The following is a 16,697-nucleotide window of genomic DNA, read 5'->3' as shown; positions in this document are numbered from 1 at the left end:
CAAATAACTTCACGCAATTAAGAATTGCGACTGGATCAATGGACGACTGGCAACAGGAATGGATCAAATTTTGGGAGACGGCAGTGGATGATGCCGAACGGTTTGTGCTGGATGTCTCCAGAGAAATGGGTGACGCACTGGATGCGTTGTTAGACTTTTCTGAAGACGTGGCGGAGCAAGTCCAGGAGGCGATCGCCCCTTCACTCCATCAGCTTGATACGCAGTTCCTCCAGCAGATCGAGCTGTTTGCCCAAACGTTTCTGCCACCAGAACTGCCGTTTCCTGATCTGTTCCCAGATGTGTTCCCGGAAATGGCGGAACTCAACGATCCAACCCTGCACCCTTTACCAGAACAGCACCCCGTTTGTGTCGGATGTCGTCATTACCATGGGCGAATCTATGGCGGCAATCTGCTGGTTTGTGCCATGCATCCTTACGGGTTGGAGTCGGGAACGGATACTTGTGCCGATAAAGAAGTCGCACCCTGGGCAGCAGATTCAACGTTTTCAGAAGACGTCTTTGACGATGATTTTTAGCCCTGCGGTGTTTCCACCCAGCTGACCTGCCGATTTACCCCAACCCCATCTTGAATCGTATGGTCTGAGTAAGACCCTGCCCGTGCCTGCACCACAACCCAACGCAGATCTTCAACGGTTGAGGTATTTCGCAGACACCGCTCTCCCTCTGGGTCTACCCGAACCACGGTGCCCTGATGCACAGCAAATGTAGAGCTATCTACCTGAAACTCACCTTCTCCGCTGAGAAAAAGATAGACCTCTTCATTTAATTGATGCTTGTGATAGAACGGAATCGACGTGGACGGTGGCAAGCTGTTGATCGAAATTTCGGCACTGGTAAGGTTGAGCAATTGTTTGAGAAAAACTTTCCCATCTGCCTTGATCGATTTTTCGGGCGCTTCAAAGGTAAACTGACGCAGTCCAGAAAACAAGCCTAAATCGACGGCAGAAAAGTGTTGCCCGGTGGTCGTGGCGAGTAATGTTTCAAGCATGGTGACTCTCACTAACTTCTAAATTGCAAGTTGCAAGTTAAAATCACTATACAAGAGATAACTTGTAAAATGCAAGTGATAGGATTCATTTTGTTTTGGCTGTGACGCAAATTCGACGATCTCCCTGCCCCATTGCTTGCACCCTCGATCTGATTGGCGATCGCTGGACACTGCTTGTGATCCGCGACATGATGTTTTTTAACAAACAGCGATTTGAAGAGTTTTTAGACTCTCCCGAAGGCATTTCTTCAAATATTCTTACCAGTCGCCTCAAAGCCTTAGAAGAAATGGGATTGATTGAAAAGCACCCCTACAGCAACCATTCCCGCCGGATGAACTACTCCTTAACCAAACAGGGTCAGAGTCTACGCCCAATTTTAAAAGGAATTACAGTTTGGGGTTTACAGCATATTCCTGATACGAAAATTCCTGATACAAAACTCTCTGAGGATCAGATTGAGATGGACTAGTGGATTGCACTCCCCAAGACCTCCGAGGTTTGCAAACCTCGGAGGTCTAATACCTTGCTATGAGTCTGTGACGGGTCTGCGGCGAGGCTGAACGCGAAACCGAGACACAATTACAGCGATCAAAAACAAGCTGAACTGAGCAATGACAATGCTGGGACCTGATGCAATATTGAGTGCAGCTGACGAAACAATGCCGACCACGGCACTTACCGCCCCGATCGCCGCTGATAGTATGACAAATACCGCAAATTTTCGGCTGATCAACTTCGCCGTTGCTGCTGGGATCACCAAAAATGCATTTACCAACAGCACCCCGACTGCTTTAATTGCCACGGCTACTGCCAGCGACAGCAAGACAATAAACCAGGTTTGGTGAAGCCGCACGGCAACACCCTGGGCTTTCGCCATTTCTTCGTGCAATGTCAGCAACGTCTGTGCCCACAGCGTCAACCCCAGGGACACCACACTGATGAGTAATACTGCCAAACTTAAGCCCAAATCGCTGGTTTGGATGGCTAAAATATCGCCAAACAGCAAGTTCATCAGGTTGCCCTGGTAGCTTTTCACAAAACTCAGCGCAATCACGGCTGATGCCAATGATGCCGAAAAAACGATATTGAGAATGGTGTCGCTCCATAGATCAGTCTGCGAAATCAGGTAGATCACCCCCAAGCCAAACAGGACGGTGAACGGCAGCAACGTCAGAGTCGGATCGAGGTTGAGCAACACCCCCAAAACAATGCCCAACAGTGCCGCATGACCCACGGTGTGGCTGAAGAACGAAAGCTGCCGCAAAATAGCAAAGCTTCCCAAAAAGCCACCTAGCACTCCTAAAATCACGCCGCCTAACAGCGATCGCTGCATAAAAGGAAATTGCAATAATTCAAGCAAGCGAGTCAAATCATCCATATGCAACAGGTCTAAATGAGGTGTCAGGTAAGCGGCTGGTAAGCGGCACACCCCATCGGGGTGCGCCTCTCACAGCCCCTTGGGGATTGCTAGATTTAGTGGGAATGGCGGTAGCGGGTGAATTCTGGGCCATACGCATTCATCAGGTTTTCGGGCGATAGGGCAACCTCGGGTGCCCCCTGACAAACGATATGGCGATTCAGGCAAATCACTTGATCGCAATGCCGACTGACCATATCTAAGTCGTGAGAGATTTGTAAAATTGCCCAACCCTGTTCAAGTTTGAGCTGGTTGAGCAGTTGATAAAACTCTAATTCACCGCGATAGTCCAGTCCGGCAGGGGCTTCGTCTAAAATCAGCAAGCGGCGCGGTCGCACCAAACAATATGCTAATAACACTCGTTTGATTTCGCCACCCGACAAGCCTTTAATCGATTGATCGATCAAATAACTGGCATTGACTTGAGCCAGCGATCGCTCTATAGCTTGCCGCCGTTGCTTTCTGGCTTGCCAGGGCAGACTTAAGCCCGACTTGCCCCAGCCCAGATCTACGACCTCTGCCACCGTCATTGGAATATTGCGATCAAACAAAAAGTTTTGCGGCAGATAGGCAATTTGTTGCTGCCAATAAGAATTGCGTCCAGCCTTTGCCGACATAGGTTGACCCAAGATCGAAATCATCCCCGATTGTCGTGGCAAAATACCCAGAACGGCTTTCACCAGCGTACTTTTCCCGGCACCATTGGGTCCAATCAACGCCGTATCGGTTTGGGCTTGCAATGCAAATGAGACATCGCGCACCGCTGCATAATCGCCTCGATACACGTTGAGTTGCTTGACGTCTAAGATGGTTTCCATTGCCCTGCCCGTCCCAATTGCTGCCGAATATAAGCGTTGAATATAGCAATGTGCAAGTTGATTAAGTATAGGGGGGTGCAGGGGGCGGTGCCCCCTGCGTGGGGGTTCACCCCCCCACCCCGTACTTAACTCAAGCGGGTACTGCTACATATGCAAAGTTATGGCGATCGCACGGGTGATGCACCCAATGCCTGCTTGAGATGTTCCAAATTTTGACGCATCACGGTGAGGTAATAGTCGGGTTCGAGTCCTTCCGGCCCGCTGGTTTCCATCGGGTCAAACGGACTGATGCCAACCTGAAGATCTTGAGCCAGAGCCTCAAATGGATTGCCAGTCGCTTGCGGTTCTGTTAACAACGTTTTCAAATCCGATGCCTTCGCCGCATTCAGCACATGTTGCACATCCATCGGCGATGGGTTGTCTTCGGGGACATCCACTAAATATTCCACCTGGAGACGATATCGCTGAGCAAAATAGGGAGCAAAGTCATGGTACGTCACAAATGCTTTGCCTGCGTAAGGTTGCAGAGTTGTGGCGATCGCGTCATCCAGGGCGTTGAGCTGGTCAATATAAGCCGCCGCATTTGCCGTGTAGGTTTCCTGACCTTCTGGATCGACCGCAATCAAGCCATCTCGAATCTGTTCGACCTGGGCGATCGCCCGCTCCGGGTCAAGCCAGATATGCGGATTAAATTCGTCGTCATGGTCATGCCCCGCCGCTTCAGGGTTGGCAGTCTGTTCGGCAGCATGATCATCAGCATCTGAATGCTCTGACTCAGCATGGTCTTCATCCGTTTCATTGGCGATCGGTTCTATCCCTATGCTCGTATCAATCACCGTTAACTCTGCGTTATTGGCATTGTCTACCAAACTATCGAGATAGGCATCGATCCCCAGTCCATTTTTTACCAGCACATCGGCTTCTGCCAAAAGCCTGACATCTCCAGGTTTTGCCTGGTAGTCATGGGGTCCCACATGGGTAGGCAGCAGGTAAGTCACCTCAGCGCGATCGCCCGCTACTGCCTTAGTGAAATTGGTCACGGGTAACGTCGATGTCACGATCACCAATTCATCGGTTGGTGGTTCATCCGTCTGAGGTTGGGCGGAAGACAGCCCTGCTGCGGTTGGATTGCGAGTGCAACTGCTCAGCCCAACCGCAGAAACGGTCATCGCTATCACCGTTAGCCACAACCGCTGGGACAACGGAGAACTGGGAAGGAAGCGATTGATGGGATATTGGTTCTGCATTGTTCCACACTCAAAAGGCAACCGTCATCAAAAATGATAATGGTTATCTTTATCAGGGTCAACTGATGAATCTATAGAGACGCCAGCGATCGCGTCTTAACAGGATTGACCTCTACATCTGGGCAAAATGCTCTTGCAGCAACTTATGGACAAACCGATAGCGACCGCCCACCCGCTGAAGCAACAGGCGATCGGTGCAGTAGTCGAGAAACCGGGCATAGTTCCAGGGAACAGAACCGCTGTAATAAAGTAAAACCCTGAGAGTGAAATGTTGAATGCAAGCTCTACCGCCTTTTTCTAAACCTGCAAGCATACCTATTACTACTCCCAGACTTGCCCCACTTAAGAATCCTGTAATGAAACTTTCAGGTGAATTAAAAATAAGCTTATTTGCTAGTCCTAAAGTCAATCCTGATATTATTACCCATGCAATAATAAAACCAATAATATTGTTGGCGGAACTCCAAATTCCTTGATTAGGAATCATTCTGTTCTCTATATCTGATTCGTTGGTCAAACCTTTTATAGAACCAATAAATATACCGATTAAAACCCCGGATAACAATCCTATGGCTAACCATATGGCTGTCCATATTGACCAAATAATTTTACGAAAGCGATGCCAGAATTTATGCAGCTTGCTTCTGAAGAAGATATAGCTATTTTCTGACCTTTCAATCAATGCAACTTTTATTGAAAACTGTAATCCTTTATCTATTCCTTCACGACAACCAATTCTAAAACTTTGCCAAGACCACTTTAAAGTATCTACTAATGTAATTGATTTATTAAACTCAGTACTAACTCCTATTAATAGCCCTAGTATAAAACTAATTATGGGGACGGCAAACCCAAAAGAGTTACCTAAAAATAAATATATAAATAAAGTCAGGAAAAGTCCTATGAATGAACCAAAAAATAAGCTGTTTAAGCTTTTATAAATGCGTTTAGTGTAGCGCTCTGAGAGCCAAATGGGTTGAATGTATTCAATTAGAAATTCCGTTTCATATTCCTCTCCCATTTTTCTAGCTAAGTAACTTAACCATTTTTTTGTTTGACGTCTGGTTGGCTGATATTCTTGTGGGTATTGATGAGTATTAATCTCTCTAGTTAACATGCATTGAATATATGATTCTAATAAATTTAATATACGTGCTTCGGTAGTCGTTAAATATCTCCAATTTTCATTCCCTATTTCTCGTTCTGACAATATTAAAATACTTAACCATAGTGGAGTTCTTACCATTTGTAATAAGGAAGAATCTTGGCTTAATACTTTCCATAAATCTGAACGATTTATCTTATCTAAGTAGATTTGAATCTGATCATTTTTAAGCTCTTTTAGATGGACTGAATTGTTCAAATTAAGAGATGTTCTGTGAAAATTGTATTCTTCCCATCGACTGCAAATTAGGAGGTATTGTGGACAGTACTCTAATGATAAAAAATGATTAATTGCTTGTACGCAAAGTCTTTGTCGATGACTTTGTAATTCATCAAGTCCATCTAGCATTGGTAATAAACGTTTTTCTAGGATCCAACTTTTACCGATGCGTTTTGAGATTTTATACTTTGATTTGAGCTCTTCTAGCAACCAATCAAAAATATTTTGTCGATCATCTTTCCATGTTGAAAGATTAAATAAAACTGGTACTGGATATTCTGACTGACGATCTGCTCGTATCAGTAAAGCTTTTGCTAGATCCAGCATTGTCGTGGTTTTACCCGAACCTGGTGACCCCAAAATCAGTAACTTGCCGCTAACATCCTCTCGATCAAATACCTGCACAATTGAGGTGTCGTCCGGCAGGGGTTCGGCAGGTCCACCGCCAATTTTGATATCGGCATCCCAGGGGCGTTTCACCTGTTGCGGTTGTTGTTCTTTATGCAGGTTAATTAAAACGGCATTGTGTAGCGATTGCTTCAGTCGCGAGTGGACTTCGTTTTTGACCTGGATGAGTAAAAGCTTTTCTTCGCGGGGTCGAGTGGTTTCGCCTGAGGGCTGAGAGTCTGACTTACCAAAAACATTTAGTGCTTCGATTACCAGTTTTTGGATGACATTAGCATCTCGCCCTGCTGAGACTGCCTGGATCTCGCCCTGGTTGGTACCAACCGTCTGATCGATAGTTTGCGGTGCAGGTATAGGGTCAGTGGGGTCGGTCATATCAGTTGGGTCAGCAAAGGCTCAAGATCCCCGGCATCTGCAAGATGCCGGGGATCTAAAATATTTTCGATAGCAAAACCTTAACCGAAAAAATGGACAGCAGCAACGCCCAGCCACCCCGCCAGTTTCAGCATGGGGTCTTTGAGTTTGATGATCAGGTCTTTAGCAGCGTCGGTGGTGCCGCTGAGTTTTTTGATCAGGTCGGTAGCTCCTTCCAGGTTGCCAACAATGCGTGATTTGTTGGGTTCAGGTTTTTTGGCTTCTGTTTGGGCTAATTGGGCATAGCTCTCGGCTTCTGCCAGTGCCTCATCTGGTAACTCAGCCGTTTTGATCAACGTCAAGATGTGCTGGAGCAGTTCAACTGCCTGATCTTGGGTCAAGGCGACGGTGGCTGCCTGGGTGGTTTGTTGTGTCACGATCGCATCTCGTCCAGCTGCGACAGCGTTTACAGATCCGGTGTTGGTGCCAATGCTTTGAGTGATATTGGGAGAAGACGCATCAGAGGTCATAGGTTTACCTGTGGAATGTAAGGGCGAAGGGCGATCGCCTCATTCATAATAAACACGATCAGGTAGAGACGCGATTCATCGCGTCTCTACCTGATCCTTAATTCCTAACCTCTGGCACATCGACCCATTGACCCGATTCATTCGATTGGTGGGTCAGATCCATCAGCAATTGCGAATCGATGCCTTCCTGGAGTGACGGCGTTGCAGAAACTCCCTGATCAATACTATTTACCCAGTGATCGACCACGCGAATGAAGGGGGCAAGGCGACCATCGGCATAGGTTTTGGGGAATGCCAGTCGCTCTGGAATTTCGACCTCGACGGCAGGGGAGCCAGGTTGGCTTGCCCAGAGCTTGAAGCCATGTACATAATCCGTCTGGTGGTCGCTGCCCAAGATCAGCGTGCCGCGATCGCCATAGACTTCGACCCAATGTCCGCGCCCCTGGTAAGTGACGGCACTGAGCAACACCTGACAGGGCGTACCATCTGCCACTTCTAGCATCAGGCTAACCGTATCATCGGCATCAACAGGTTTCGCTTCCCCTGTGATCGGGTCAGGGCGAGTGGCGATCGCTGTGCTGAGGCGACCGCACAACCGTTTCACGGGCCCAAATAACCAACGGATGTAATCAAATACATGGGAACCGATCGCCCCTAATGCACCCCCGCCCTGATCTTTGCGGGCATACCAGTTCCAGGGACGGCTGGCATCGGCACGACCTGCCACCAGCCAATCGATTTTAATTAATCGCTTTTGTCCGACAAATCCTTCAGCCAACAGCTCGGCTAAGTGTTGCCATGCCGGCACAAACCGAAACTCAAAATCCATCGTCGTGATGGCATTGTGAGCGATCGCCAATTGCTGTAACTCAATGGCTTCCTGGGCGATCAGAGTCGTCGGTTTTTCTAACAATAAATGTTTGCCCGCTTGTAAGACGGTCTTTGCCATGTCGTAATGCAAAAACGGCGGGGTAGAAATGCTGACGGCTTGCACCTCTGGCAGTGCCACCAGTTCCTCAATCGTCTGACAGGCATGAGGAATAGTGTGGGTTTGGGCGATCGCCCTGGCGGTTTCTAAATCTCGATGATGCACGGCAACGACCTGCGTCCGATGATGAATCTGCAACCCAGGAATATGAATTTTTTGCCCAAATCCGGTGCCAACTACGGCGACCCCAATAGGAGACTGAACCATGAATCACCCCTGCACATCATTCTGCCCACACATTTTATAGTGCTTCGCGCTTGGCTAAAGTTACATTATTTTTTGAAAGCCATGCTCCGCATGGCTTTCAAAAAATAATCTGTACACTACTTGATGGCAACTTGCTATCTACAGTTACCCTTCAAACTTTGGGCAATCGGCTGCGGGTAACCGCAAATAACGGCTACATTCGTCGGGAGTCAGTTGACGGGGGGTGCGATCGCGTGCCAATTTCAACAAAGCTTCCCAGGTTGCTGCCCAGAGCTGCACTTCGCCATTTTGCGTCAGGGTGGCAACATAACGACTATCGGGCGTAAAAAAGACTTGCTGAATCCGTAAGGCATCCCCTTTTTCATTGGTCGGATTGAGCTGAGCCTGTTCGATGCCCATCTGGACATTCCACAAATGCACAATATTGTCAGTGCTAACAGTCGCAATCAACTTGCCGTTGGGGCTATATTGCGCATCAATTAGCCCTACCGTTTGTTCAGGCAACACCAGCTGCAATTGTCCTGTTTTCCAATCTAAAATTTTTGTATTGCCATCTTGGCTGGTGGTTAATACCGATTGTCCGTTGGGGCTAAAACTGGCGCTGGTAACGGATTGAGCCTGGTTGAGGGTATGCACTTCCGCCCCCGAACGCGCATCCCAAATTCGAGCCGTGTGGTCGGCTCCTGCCGTAATCACCCAACGACCATCGGGGCTAAATCGAGCCGTATGAATGGCACCCTGGTGCCCTTGCAGCGAATGCTGTCGTTGTCCAGTTTGCGCATCCCATAAATAGGCGATCGCATCATCACCAATGCCCAATAGCTGCTTTCCGTCAGGACTAAAGCTCAGTTGGCGGATGGAGATTAGCCGATCCGTTGACACCTGCCATTGATGCACCAATTGCAACCGATGATCAGCCTGATATTGGTAGAGGGCGATTTGAGCATCTTGGGTTGCCGTTGCCAGCCGATGACCGTCTCCACTAAATGCCGTTGAGACAATTTCCCCCCGCGACGTAATGGTGGTTGGGTAAGACAACGAATCAACGGGTGGTGGCTCTTCTAGGTTGGTGGGTTGCTCTAGCGACGGTGCAAACGCATAGGGATTATCGAGAATCGACTGACCGGGGTTAATCTTTTGCGACACCGACTGGAGTAAATCTAAAACGGGTCGAAGTGGATTGTCCTGTTGCCCCTGATCGTCAATCAATAAACTAGAGACGTCTGTCACGGGAGAGATCGGGGCAACATCCAGGGCAGTATGGCTTTGCCATTGCCATTGTTGCAATTGCCCGTTGGCACTGACGGTAACTAAATTGGCGATCGCTAGCTCCATCTTACTGGGGGCATTGGCTTCGTGATCGGCATTGGGCTGCACAAATGCCAGCCAGCGAATGGGCGCATCTGACATGGTAAGGGTCGGCAATTCACCCCCCATCGTGGTTGACCACAATCGCACTGCCCCATCACGGCTGGCGGTGAGGGTATAAGTTCCATCTGGGCTAAATTCTGTGGCAACAATTTCTTTCGCATGCCCTTGTAACACTCCGACTTTGTGACCACTTTGCACATTCCACAGCGAGGCTTCATACAAGCCATCTGCCTGAGATTGATTGGGACTTGCCAAAATTACAAGACGGCTATCAGGACTAAATGCGATCGCTTCTACGTCATTTTTAACGTTATTGGAAACGCTACTGAAAACGTTGCCAGCAACGTTATTAGAAACGCCGTTGGTAATCTGTTCCTGCATGGGCAAGGTTCGTTTCAACTGTCCTGTCGCCAGATCCCAAAACCAGACCTGGTGCTGACCGTCTACTGTAGCAACCGTTTTTTCATCGGGGCTGATCAGCGATCGCAAGGCAGGCACACGACCGGACACAGATCCATCGGATAACGTCGCTGTCGTTGCCGTAGGCATCCCATGAGCTGCCGCATTTATGGCAAACACTCGCTGCATTTTTCCAGTGGTGGTATTCCACAATCGGGTCAAACCATCTTCACCCGCTGTCACGAGCCATTGACCACTGGGGCTAACGCTGATGCTGTTGATCTGGGCAGAGTGAGGCATCGAGGGCAGCGGTTCTAGCTTAAGGGTCGGGCTATCGGATGAACTGGGTTGTGATACCACGCGCCAGAGTTGAACCGTGCGATCGCCACCCACCAGTAACACACCACTATAGTTACTAAATTGCAGGGTTTTGATGGCTGCTGTCGTGGTCAGATGGGTTTGCAACTGTCCGGTACGGGCACCCCAAATCGATATCGTTTGGTCAGCGCTAGCTGTGACAATCCATTCTCCATCGGGACTAAACGCAACCTGAGTGACAGGTTTGGTCAGTTCTAATAAATAGGCTTGCTGCCCCGATGTGATGGACCATACTTTAACCTGAGTTGAATCTTTGGCGATCGCGGCTACCCACTCTCCCCCCGGACTAATAGCCAGATCTGCAATCTCAACGGGGGCGGCTACAGATTCATCGGGTTCATCTGCTTCATCGGTTTGCTCACTGGCTAAATTGGACTCTGTTTTGGTTGAGGGAGTCTCGGTTGACAGAGTTTGTACGGCGGTTGCCGGAGGATTCCAGGAAAAGACCCTGGTAGGTTCAACCCCGTTGGTATAGATGGCACGACCCGTTAACGACCAGATTTGAATGATGCCCGCTTGATTGGCTGTCGCAATATATTTTTGGTCGGCACTAAACCGGATCTGTGTCAGATCGCCCTGATGACCTTTGAACTCCGCTTGCAACCGCAATGCCTGCAAGGCTGCCCGTAAACTGGATTGCGCCTCGTAGGTTGGCTCGGTTTGTTCGGCAGCAAACCGACTGATGAGTAGGGCAGTGGTCGGGTCACTCTGCGGTTCTTGCAAAATCGCCTGGGCGATCGCCGCTCGCTCTCGGGATGTCGCCACCTGAAGTTGATAATCTTGCTGGGCTTGGGTCTGCGAGATATTGCGATATTGATTAAACGTCGTCATCAGCGCAATCAACAACACCGACGGCACCGCAATTTGTAATAACCGAGATTCACGTTTTGCCGACTGATTTTCGTTGCGGCTGATTTCAATATAATTTTGAGCCAATTCCGAAAGTTCATGGGGATAGGTATAAATAAAATCTTCCGCATCAACTAATCGCCCACCCCGCAACAAATATTCCACACCTGACGGCTGTCCGGCATTCTGCCATTCTTGGGCAGCCCGCTCAATCTGGCGGAGGCGACGCAACATTTCTCGATTTTCATCCAGCCAACTGCGCAAAAGTTCCCAATTGCGAATTAATGCCTCGTGCGCCACATCAATCGTTTCACCCGACGGGCGCGTTGATAGCGATGCTTTCATATCCGGGTACAGCACCGTTGCATCACCTGCGGCATCAGAGGTGGTGCGACTGTCCTGGTTGGTAATGACTAATTTTGCCGCTACTAGCTTTTCCAGCGTGCGTTCGACTAACCCATGCCCAAACACCGAGCTGACCAACTCAGCTTTAGATACCCGTCGGCGTGTGTCTTCTGTGCCATCGCCCAACTGAGTTAATGCCAAAAAAATTCGTTTTGCGACAACCTGTTCTTCAGCGGTGAGTTCATAAAAAATTTGAGTTGCACGGGTTTGCAGCGTCCCTCGCACCCCGCCTAACTCGTTATAGGTATCCAGCGCAAGGCGGGCTATTTCGGTTTCCGGGTCAATCTGGCGTCGTTGCCACAGTTCTAAAAGGGTGTATTGCAACAGCGGCAATTCCCCAGGTGCGCCAATAACATCTAGCAACATCGTGTAGATCAGATTGGGTTCGCAGACTAACCCAACTTTTTCTGCCGGACGTACAATTGTTGCTTTAATTTGCTCGTAGGTCAGCGGTGTGACAACCACCAGACTTTGTTGAATGTGTTGAACCAGAGCGTCGTAGAGCGAACATTTGGCAAAGAAATCTGCCCGCAAGACAATTACCACGCGCAGCAGATCACCCACCAGCGGCAAGGCTTTGAGCAAACAATCGAAAAATTGTTGCCGCTCTCGCTCTGCCCGTGGTCCCTGACAGAGGGTAAACACTTCTTCAAACTGGTCGATGACCAGCAAATAGCGGGGGCTATCCGCCGCATTGAGGCTCGAAATGCTGGTTGCCGCTGGCAGACTGGCACGCACCAGTTGGGCAAATCCAACCGCACCATTCTGAAGAAATACTTCGGCACGGCGCAACTGTTCGGCTTTTTCTAAAGCGCTTAGATCGGGGTCAATGAAGGAGGCTGCCAAACTTCTCAACGGATGCTCGGTTGGCGTAATCAGTTTAATTCGCCAGCGATCGCTACCCGAAAACTTTTGTCCGCCTCGCAATTCCCAAATCAACCCTGCCCGCACCAGAGACGATTTGCCGCTACCCGAGGCTCCGACCACCGCCACAAATTGATCGGTGCGGAGCTTTGTAATCAGTTGATCGGTGAGTGTTTCTCGACCAAAAAAATACTCGGCATGGGCTTCATCAAAAAATTCCAAGCCCCGGTAGGGACAGATATCTTGAGTTTTAGGGCGTTGAGGCTGAGACACCAGACCTGTCTGCCGGGTCAAAATGATTTCGCTGCCCGAATTTTCAAACAGGGGTTGCTGGATTTCGCCCTTGAGTGAATGGCTGACCCAATCGGTCAGCGAATAATTGGTGATCACCCCGGTTTCGACCCGCTTTGGATCGAGACCTTGCAAAATTGCCTGGGTAAAGACGCTGTAGGGACTCTCTAACGACTCGTAGGCAAACTCATATTCTCTAGACGCTGCCATAAACAGGCGATCGGTGCCAGAGTTCGCACCCGGATCCGCTTCTAAGAAATTGAGCAACTCCCCACTATGGCAACAATCGAGCCAGATAATCCGCTGGCGTACCGGGCTTTCTTGCAACAACCGCCGCAACCAGAACAACGACAACCCATAAAACCCTGTATCGGGATTGGAGTCGCTGACGGCGAGATAGCCCTCTCGAATTCCGGCATCTTTTTGAATTCCATGCCCAGAAAAATAAAACAGCGCCGTATGCGGAACATGAGTGCCCTGGGGTTTAAATAACTTGACCAGCGCCGTCTCAAGCTCCTTCAATGTCACGTGTGTTTTTTTACCGACCTGCGGTTGACCCGATTGGATAACTTCCGGTAGACGATGAACCCGAAACTCTCCATAGGTATGTAGTTGCTGAGCGATCGCTTCAGCATCATGAGCAGGTGCCTGTAAACCCGGCAAATATTGATAAGTATTAATCCCTACTGCCAGGGCATCTCGTAACATTGATACATCACCTCACCCGACTATGGTTGCTGTTTAATACGATTGATTCCCAATTTGGCTCGATTGATTTTGAACGGCGATGGAATTTAATACCGCTAAATTAAAACCTTAAGCATCTGATTTCGGTCGAATTCAAACGCCAATAATTATCAGCGCAGAAAAATTAGCCCATCTCTATAGTTGGCGCAAATTAGCGTCTTCTAATCGATGAACCTCTGATAGAATGACTCTTCTAAAAAAGCTAAGTCGAGTATTAATCACTTACGCTTTTTAAGAAAATTTAGTAAAAAACAAAAAGCCAAAAGGCTTACTGTCTGATTCATAGCAAACTATTTCGAAGCTAGCTCAACAGGTTTTTTCATGTTTTTGAAGCAGTGCCACGAAATCAATAGCTTTGCCTTTTAAATTGCGTTCTAAGCAAAATATGCAGAATTGAGAAACGGATTTATTAGCCCCTCAATAAGAAAGATAATCGAATCACAAACTTGTGGTGATAGGGGTGAGAGCCCTCATTTCACTATTTCCTAAATATGTTTGTAAAGCTTCTATTAATTAATGCCTAATTAGTAAATTTCAGGAACTTAAAATTAGTGTTTTCTGCGTTAAATTACCGAATTTTTCATTCCGGCTGCTAACGGATCATGAAGTATAAATACGTAATTACCCTGTTAAACCTCGGCAGCAAGGGGCAATTTCAACGTATTTTGGGTGAGATTACTGATTTGGACAGAGAATAACGTAAATAGATTTAAAGAAAATATTAATTCAATGAAGACAAGCGTTACTATTCAAGTACAGTTACGGAAGCTGGGGTCAATTGGATGCCCAGATCCGACTCAAATAACAATTTGATGACGGAATTAGCGATCGCAGGCAACAGCTAGGTTTAGCACAGGGTGTCTTTCAAGATTAAATCTGCGATCGCGTTTTGGTGGGTTCGCAACGCTACTTTTCAGCCAAACTCCTAGATCAGGTTGACTCGGCTAAGCCAACGAGCTACCGCTATAGCTCGGCACAGTTCGACTCTCAGGGTGCACATTATCGCTCCATTCAACGATCACTACACCATGCACAAATCTTTTACGGAATTGGATCAAACCCTGAACACTAATCCTGCGGATAGCACTGCTTGGTATGAAAAGGGTGATGAATTGGCTAACGCGGGTCGTCATGCAGAAGCTTTAGCTTGTTTTAATCGAGCTGTACAGCTTCAGCCGGTTTACTGTGCCGCTTGGGTATTTCGAGGCGCAGAGTTAATTCATCTGGGTCGATATCAGGAGGCGTTAGAGAGTTGCGATCGCGCGATCGAGCTTGAACCCAAAAACACGGAAGCCTGGATATTTAAAGGGGCGGCGTTACAGCAGCTCAAGCGGTACGACGAAGCCTATGCCTGCTATGACAAAGCGTTGGGTGTACGCCGCAACCCAGGTTTAAGCAAGATTAAACGAAAATTGATCTCGCGTTTGAGAGCGGCTTTTTTGTCGGTCAATCAAAATCGTAGTTTTACCTGCCGTTAAGGGAATAGAGTACGGCTGTTGAGAGAGCCGCGCAGAGCGCGGCTCTCTCAACAGCTTGTCTGTGACGCCATTGGGAATTGCGGCGTTGCTGATTTGGGTGATGAAATTTAGTGGGAGTACCGCACGCCGTGCGGTACTCCCACTAAATTTCATCGCGGGATCCAGCCGTGTCAGGTTGGAGCGCAAAGCACGATAGCGCATTACCAGGGATTGCCCACGATGGTAAAGGCTGCCCAATAGTAGGGGTGTGAAAGTTTTTGTTCTCCATCGGCAAGACTGCTGTTGGGCAGTGGTAAGTTTCCTACCGTCGTTAAACCCTGCAATTGATTATTTTCGACGTAGATTTGCCCTCTGATCATGGCGAGCTGGGCGGCTCGGAGTGCTTCGGCTTTAATAGGAGCCTGGCTCAACGACTGATAAAACTCGGTCATCAGGGCAGATGTAGCGGCATCACTGACATACCACAAACTGGCGATCGCTGTTTTGACCCCCGTTTGCACTGCCATTCCGGCAAAGCCCAGTTCAGCCTGTTCATCTCCCAACGCTGTGCGGCAGGCACTCAGCACCAACATTTCTACCGGCGGATCGCTCCATCCCAATTGCCGGATTTGATCCATATGCAATTTTCGATCCCATAGTTGGATATAGGAATTGTCAGCCGTACCGGGAACAAAGTCGGCATGGGTTGCCATATGGATAATGCCAAAGGGCTGTTCTTGACGAATTTCACGCAAGTTATCTAGCGTCGCCGTCTGGTTCAAAAAGATTCTGCCGCCTTTCCATAGGTCGAGCACCAATGTGGAAATTTCTAAAGGAACGGAGGGTAAAGGCACCTGCCCTTGCACGCCTTCCGATATGCCTAATGCCAGAATTTGAGAATTGCGGATATCGACATAGCGCGTATCCGTCAGACTGAGGCTGGGCATTAAGCCGATGCTATAGTGCTCGACTAAGAATTGTTGCCCGTCGTGCAGTGCCGCAAAGGGAAGCGATCGCAACCCCGTGGGTGGCAAAAACACCAGATTGGTAATTTGTCTGGCTTGCAGCTCTGACTGAATTGGGGCAATCAGCCATTGATACAGTTGTTGGGCAGAGGGTAAATAGGTAGTGGTTAAGGTGCGTCTGGGATTGGTGATTTCACTACGAAACTCATTCGCGATCGCCAATACGGTAGCCCTTGTGGCATCGGAAACCCGGATGCGGATTAACTCGCCTCTCGCCGTGACAACGACCAACTCCAGTTGATCTGTATCTTGAGGCGCTGGATTTTCGTCTAAACCAAGTGTCGCCGGAACAAAGTTGATGTAAATAAAGGCGGGTCTCGCTCCGGTCGCGTCTTCGATTTCTCTGGCAATATCTCTGGCATCATCCAGGGTTTTGATCGGAGGTTCTGCCACGCCCAGATAAGTCGTATACTCTCCAGTCAATCCGTCTTCCAGAGTTGTGACGTTGGTATCGATGGTGTCGGTGGTATCGATCAACGTTGGTGGCGGCAGGACGGGAGGCGGGGTATCGATCCGTGGATCATTGGGGATGGGTGTGGGTGTGGGTGTGG

At 48.7% G+C, this 16,697-nt stretch carries 12 protein-coding genes; 3 read left to right on the top strand and 9 right to left on the bottom strand.

The features are described 5' to 3' along the window. The first annotated feature begins 38 nt into the window (after positions 1-38). On the top strand, positions 39-536 hold the full coding sequence (locus ACR6Z4_RS09090; protein WP_479716937.1) for a hypothetical protein: 498 nt from the start codon (positions 39-41) through the stop codon (positions 534-536). Here ACR6Z4_RS09090 and ACR6Z4_RS09085 read toward each other — a convergent pair. Beyond that, the gene (locus ACR6Z4_RS09085; protein WP_479716936.1) at positions 533-1,009 is read right to left on the bottom strand and encodes a cupin domain-containing protein; all 477 of its coding nucleotides are present in this window, start codon (positions 1,007-1,009) and stop codon (positions 533-535) included. The two genes, ACR6Z4_RS09090 and ACR6Z4_RS09085, sit on opposite strands and share 4 nt — an antisense overlap. Before the next feature lie 101 nt (positions 1,010-1,110). On the opposite strand from ACR6Z4_RS09085, the gene ACR6Z4_RS09080 reads away from it, so the two are divergent. After that, positions 1,111-1,479 (top strand): winged helix-turn-helix transcriptional regulator, encoded by a 369-nt coding sequence (locus tag ACR6Z4_RS09080; protein WP_479716935.1) that lies wholly within the window; start codon positions 1,111-1,113, stop codon positions 1,477-1,479. A 57-nt stretch (positions 1,480-1,536) separates the two neighbouring features. Here the strand turns inward: ACR6Z4_RS09080 and ACR6Z4_RS09075 are convergent, their stop codons facing one another. From ACR6Z4_RS09075 to ACR6Z4_RS09045, 7 genes are all read right to left on the bottom strand, one after another. Continuing rightward, positions 1,537-2,388 (bottom strand): metal ABC transporter permease, encoded by an 852-nt coding sequence (locus ACR6Z4_RS09075; RefSeq protein WP_479716934.1) that lies wholly within the window; start codon positions 2,386-2,388, stop codon positions 1,537-1,539. A 95-nt stretch (positions 2,389-2,483) separates the two neighbouring features. Continuing rightward, positions 2,484-3,245 (bottom strand): metal ABC transporter ATP-binding protein, encoded by a 762-nt coding sequence (locus tag ACR6Z4_RS09070; protein ID WP_479716933.1) that lies wholly within the window; start codon positions 3,243-3,245, stop codon positions 2,484-2,486. A 158-nt stretch (positions 3,246-3,403) separates the two neighbouring features. After that, positions 3,404-4,492: a metal ABC transporter solute-binding protein, Zn/Mn family gene (locus ACR6Z4_RS09065; protein ID WP_479716932.1), complete on the bottom strand. Its 1,089-nt coding sequence runs from the start codon at positions 4,490-4,492 to the stop codon at positions 3,404-3,406. A gap of 112 nt (positions 4,493-4,604) precedes the next feature. Beyond that, the gene (locus tag ACR6Z4_RS09060) at positions 4,605-6,656 is read right to left on the bottom strand and encodes an NACHT domain-containing protein (RefSeq protein WP_479716931.1); all 2,052 of its coding nucleotides are present in this window, start codon (positions 6,654-6,656) and stop codon (positions 4,605-4,607) included. Between the two features lie 80 nt (positions 6,657-6,736). Then, the gene (locus ACR6Z4_RS09055) at positions 6,737-7,165 is read right to left on the bottom strand and encodes a hypothetical protein (protein WP_479716930.1); all 429 of its coding nucleotides are present in this window, start codon (positions 7,163-7,165) and stop codon (positions 6,737-6,739) included. Positions 7,166-7,262: 97 nt separating this feature from the next. Further along, positions 7,263-8,360 (bottom strand): Gfo/Idh/MocA family protein, encoded by a 1,098-nt coding sequence (locus ACR6Z4_RS09050; RefSeq protein ID WP_479716929.1) that lies wholly within the window; start codon positions 8,358-8,360, stop codon positions 7,263-7,265. Positions 8,361-8,504: 144 nt separating this feature from the next. After that, positions 8,505-13,625, bottom strand: a complete 5,121-nt coding sequence (locus tag ACR6Z4_RS09045; protein ID WP_479716928.1) for an nSTAND1 domain-containing NTPase — start codon at positions 13,623-13,625, stop codon at positions 8,505-8,507. Between the two features lie 1,067 nt (positions 13,626-14,692). On the opposite strand from ACR6Z4_RS09045, the gene ACR6Z4_RS09040 reads away from it, so the two are divergent. After that, positions 14,693-15,142: a tetratricopeptide repeat protein gene (locus ACR6Z4_RS09040; protein ID WP_479716927.1), complete on the top strand. Its 450-nt coding sequence runs from the start codon at positions 14,693-14,695 to the stop codon at positions 15,140-15,142. 200 nt (positions 15,143-15,342) lie between these two features. On the opposite strand, the gene ACR6Z4_RS09035 is transcribed toward ACR6Z4_RS09040, so the two are convergent. After that, on the bottom strand, positions 15,343-16,697 hold a 1,355-nt coding region (locus tag ACR6Z4_RS09035), incomplete at its 5' end, for a CHAT domain-containing protein (RefSeq protein ID WP_479716926.1).

This window comes from Calyptranema fuscum S582, assembly GCF_055793305.1.
This window is presented reverse-complemented; position numbering and strand designations above follow the sequence as displayed.